The sequence below is a fragment of the Nostoc cf. edaphicum LEGE 07299 genome (assembly GCF_015207245.1).
In the GTDB taxonomy this organism is placed as follows: Bacteria; Cyanobacteriota; Cyanobacteriia; order Cyanobacteriales; family Nostocaceae; genus Nostoc; species Nostoc edaphicum_B.
In genome coordinates this window covers 1-4,131 of the sequence record NZ_JADEXF010000521.1, presented here as the reverse complement: position 1 = coordinate 4,131, position 4,131 = coordinate 1, and the positions used below count along the sequence as shown (strand labels likewise).

Annotated in this window: 5 protein-coding genes; 2 read left to right on the top strand and 3 right to left on the bottom strand. The window is 41.3% G+C overall.

Translation table 11 applies throughout. The annotated features are described in order from the left end of the window. Both IQ229_RS16010 and IQ229_RS16005 read right to left on the bottom strand, forming a co-directional pair. The coding region (locus IQ229_RS16010) for a chromophore lyase CpcT/CpeT (protein ID WP_194045309.1) at positions 1 to 624 on the bottom strand (624 nt) is incomplete at its 3' end. 206 nt (positions 625 to 830) lie between these two features. Beyond that, positions 831 to 1,328: a GNAT family N-acetyltransferase gene (locus tag IQ229_RS16005; protein WP_194045308.1), complete on the bottom strand. Its 498-nt coding sequence runs from the start codon at positions 1,326 to 1,328 to the stop codon at positions 831 to 833. A 356-nt stretch (positions 1,329 to 1,684) separates the two neighbouring features. On the opposite strand from IQ229_RS16005, the gene IQ229_RS24890 reads away from it, so the two are divergent. Both IQ229_RS24890 and IQ229_RS16000 read left to right on the top strand, forming a co-directional pair. After that, complete coding sequence (locus IQ229_RS24890; protein ID WP_409339939.1) at positions 1,685 to 1,798, top strand: 4-Cys prefix domain-containing protein; 114 nt, start codon at positions 1,685 to 1,687, stop codon at positions 1,796 to 1,798. Between the two features lie 109 nt (positions 1,799 to 1,907). Next, positions 1,908 to 2,927, top strand: a complete 1,020-nt coding sequence (locus tag IQ229_RS16000) for a tRNA-dihydrouridine synthase family protein (protein WP_194045306.1) — start codon at positions 1,908 to 1,910, stop codon at positions 2,925 to 2,927. 31 nt (positions 2,928 to 2,958) lie between these two features. Here IQ229_RS16000 and IQ229_RS15995 read toward each other — a convergent pair whose 3' ends face one another. After that, on the bottom strand, positions 2,959 to 3,762 hold the full coding sequence (locus tag IQ229_RS15995; RefSeq protein ID WP_194045304.1) for an oxidoreductase: 804 nt from the start codon (positions 3,760 to 3,762) through the stop codon (positions 2,959 to 2,961). Between the last annotated feature and the right edge of the window lie 369 nt (positions 3,763 to 4,131).

The following is a 4,131-nucleotide window of genomic DNA, read 5'->3' as shown; positions in this document are numbered from 1 at the left end:
AACAGAATTAACTCGACGGAATTCAATGGGTGTGGCCACAACTAAATTGCCTTTCTTGTCAAAAATTTTGTCTAAGGAGTCGATGCTACTTTGCTCAATAGTTATATCAGAAACTACTTTGAAGCCATTATTTGTTATACAGCCATTGGGAGCGTTATTCCCAATGTAGCTGTTCTGCTCCCAAAATAATTGCAGATTACAGGTGTTCGTCTCAACATTGTTAATACTAAGCTGTCGCCTAGACTGAAAATGATTGCATAACCCGCGTACAGTATTTTCATTTAAAAAGCTGCTAATACTTAGATTCACAGCCGAATTTCTTTGATTAAAAGAATAAAGGCGTAGCCGCTCAAAACCTGAGCTTTCTTGTTCTAGATAAACGTTCTGTGTTTCAGCCAGAGGATTAGTACCATCCAGTTGCACATTACAACTTGATATAGTAATTAATGGCACAGAGGGGCTATTAGCAACTTGTTGAGCATTATTAAAAAAACCAGTGAACCACTGTGCTACTTCCTGAACCTGTTTCTTAATGGGTGGCGCACTGGTATCAGCACGGCTTTGTTGAACAAATGAAAATGTAGTGATAAATAATGTCAAAATTGATACTTTGAGTAAATTCATAGAGGTTCGGATTCCAACAAGAGCAGATTACAGACTTATGGACAAATAATTTACACCATCAAGCCCCATTTTCCCTCATGAAATAAATTTATTGGCTGTTGGCTAATAACCCTCTTGTGTCATTTTCCAGACTAAGCAAGTAGTAAATAACTTCAATGATTCAGATTAGCCACTCAGTTTAAACTCAAAGAGAACCTATCAAGTAGTTAGCTATTATACGCAAATATCAAAAATTCCATGCCTTCATAGATGAACTCTGCCATCTTGCACATACCCATCTTTTGATGTGCTTGAAGTGATGCTTTGTTGTTTGCCTTGATGAACAGTATTCCTTCCCGGTTTGGTAGAAAATCTTTCAACTTAGCAAACATTACCGTAGCAATACCTTGCCCACGCATATTTTCATCAACACAAATGGGGCCATACAAGTAAGCATCTTTTGTACCAGGATAGGCTTGTAACATCACTTTTATAATTGGTAAATTAGCAGTTGTCTTTGACCAACTGAGTAAGAATCCTACAACTTGACCATCTTTACGGGCTACAACGCTCGGCATTTGAGAGATAGTCATCATCACAGCCTCTGGCTCAAGATAACCTAACAACATGCCACCATGTTCTGCGTCATTAGCTTGGGCCAACTTGACGATTTCAGTAACATCATTGAGGCTGGCACGGTCAATCACTACATCATTGAGACACATACCTGGTTAATATAAATAGGAGAAAGACTTGGAGCAAAAGAATTTTCTTTTAGAAGAATAACAGAGAATAACGCTTTGGGGAACGCATTGCAGAGGCAACTCAACGTTGGATTAAGTAGCTTTTGACACTTGTATTCGGTTATATCACCCTTATATCTGACAAAAAATTCAAAGAGTCAAAGTTGCACCAAAGCAGCGATCGCTTGCAACAGGCAGTACACTGCTACTATGCCAAAACTTGCAAAGTGCGTAGGCGTAGCCCGCCGTAGGTATCGCTGTCTTTTCTACTAGTAAGAGTGCTTTTCTAATGGGAATACTTTATATATAGTAATTGCAACAAATAGAACTCATATAGTATGAGCTACTGTACCAATATTGATTGCCTACGTCCACAAAATTCTGACAGTTCTCGTTTTTGCAATAGTTGTGTTTGTAGTGAGCGATTCATCGCTCAAAGCAACGATAATTAAGACTATAGTCCTCTCTACGAGACGCTATGCGAACACTACAAACTTTAATTGATTTAGGTCTAGCTATTCATAACTTAACAGTGAGCTTTGTCGATCGCTCTTCATTTTTATGCCCCAGGTATCGCTCCCCCAATCGTTTTATCCACACTTACCCCTCACCGCTCTTGCGCCCATGCAGGATGTGACCAACCTCTGGTTTATGAAGGTCATCGCTCACTACGGCAGTCCTGACTACTTTTTCACCGAATATTTCCGCGTCAATGATACCTCACGGCTCAATCGTAGCATTCTGGCAGCAATCACCGAAAACGACACAGGTCGCCCCGTTTTTGCTCAAATGATTGGCGAAAGCATTCCAGACTTAGTAAGAACAGCAAAGGAACTCTGCAACTATAATATCGCTGGAGTTGACTTGAATATGGGCTGTCCAGCACCCAGAATCTATCGCAAAAATGTTGGAGGTGGATTGCTGCTCTTACCAGAAAAAGTGGATCGGATTTTGGGAGAATTGCGGCAAGCAGTCAACAATCGACCTTTGACCGTCAAAATGCGTGTAGGTTTTGAAAATACAGATAATTTTTATAAAATTCTAGATATAATCAATCGCCACAACATTGATTTGCTGAGTTTGCATGGTCGCACGGTAAAAGATATGTACCACGGGGCAGTGAAATATGATTTGATCGCTGAAGCAGTTAGACGAGTTCATTGTCCAGTGCTTGCCAATGGCAATATCAACTCGGCGACAACTGCTGTTGAAGTGCTTTCTCAAACGGGCGCGGCGGGTGTGATGGTAGGACGTTGGGCGATCGGGAATCCTTGGATTTTTAATCAAATTCGGCAAGCTTTGCGCTTCGAGCCGATCGCGCCCGTTCCTTTAGCAGAAGTACGCAACTATATCGATCGTTTATGGCAAACCCCCACAGCAGCAACTATGCCAGAGCGATCGCGCGTAGGCTACCTAAAAATGTTCCTCAACTACATTGCTCTGAGTGTTGACACTGAAGGTCATTTTTTACGGTTGATGCGACACACTTCTACTGAGGCAGAATTGTTTAACCTCTGCGATCGCGTTCTCCTGACTGATTTGACGAAAACTTTAGCTCTAGCGCCTTCCTTGAGCGTGTAATATCGGGCGTTGTAGAAGATTTGGCTGTGATTTATGGTAAATTCAACCGCTTGCGCGCACCAAATCGAAATAAGTTATCTGGCAATATTGCTTTTAAGCGAGGCAACCATTGTGCCTCATTGCCAACACGATACCGTAATCGTGGCAACCGACTACGAGCAGCAGATAGAATCGTCTGTGCAACTTTTTTAGGATCGTCGCCTTGTGCAATTGCTTGACTAACAGTTGAGCGAATCACATCGCGTACATTGTCGTAATCAGCGTAATTCAATGTCGGTGATAACATGGCGTGGTTGAAGTTGGTCTTAAAGTAACCAGGCTCAATTAAAGACACTTTAATATTGAAGGGGTCTAGTTCCACGCTCAATGCTTCGCTATAACCTTCGAGTGCAAACTTACTTGCACTGTAAAAACCTTGGCCTGGGGCGCCAATCAATCCTGCTAGTGAACTGATATTAATAATATGCCCACTACGCTGCTGTCTCATAACTGGCAAAACGGCATTGCTAACCCGGACAACACCCCAAAAGTTTGTTTCAAAAACCTGCTTGGCTTGTTCTAAAGAAGTTTCTTCAATCATGCTGGTATGAATTTGTCCAGCATTGTTAATCAGTAAATCAATGCGATTAGTCCGTGCGAGCAACTGTTTAATACAGGATTGTACTGAAGACTCAGAGGTAACATCAAGTGTCAACATTTCCACATCTTGTAAAGTTTGATGTTCCTTGCGACTAGTACCAAAAACCCAGTAACCTTCTTGAGCAAGCTTTTGAGCAGTTAACTGCCCAAATCCAGATGATGCTCCTGTTACTAGCACGACCTTTTTATCAGTCATAGGTTCTCCTTTTGTTTGTGAATTCTTTGGTACTGCGATGGACTACACCCTGCCTCATAGAGCGATCGCTTTTTTGCTAAACCTTATTTATTCTCAATAAAAACCTGATTTTAGCGACAATACTAATAGCTAAATTGTCAAGTGTGAAACTTCAGTGTTCAAGATACTTATCAAACAAGCGTTTCAAGATTGTTAAGAAAAATGTGAGTTATGAATAGCCAAAGACTGGGTAGCGAAAACAAAGCTACGCTTTGTGTCTTTGGGGTTCTTTAAATTTTATAAGTAATCAAGCGGACATGATATAGCGTTTCCTTATCACATGAGGTACATCATAGCCCGCTCCTTGCTTGCGGGGAGGGGGTTAGGGGT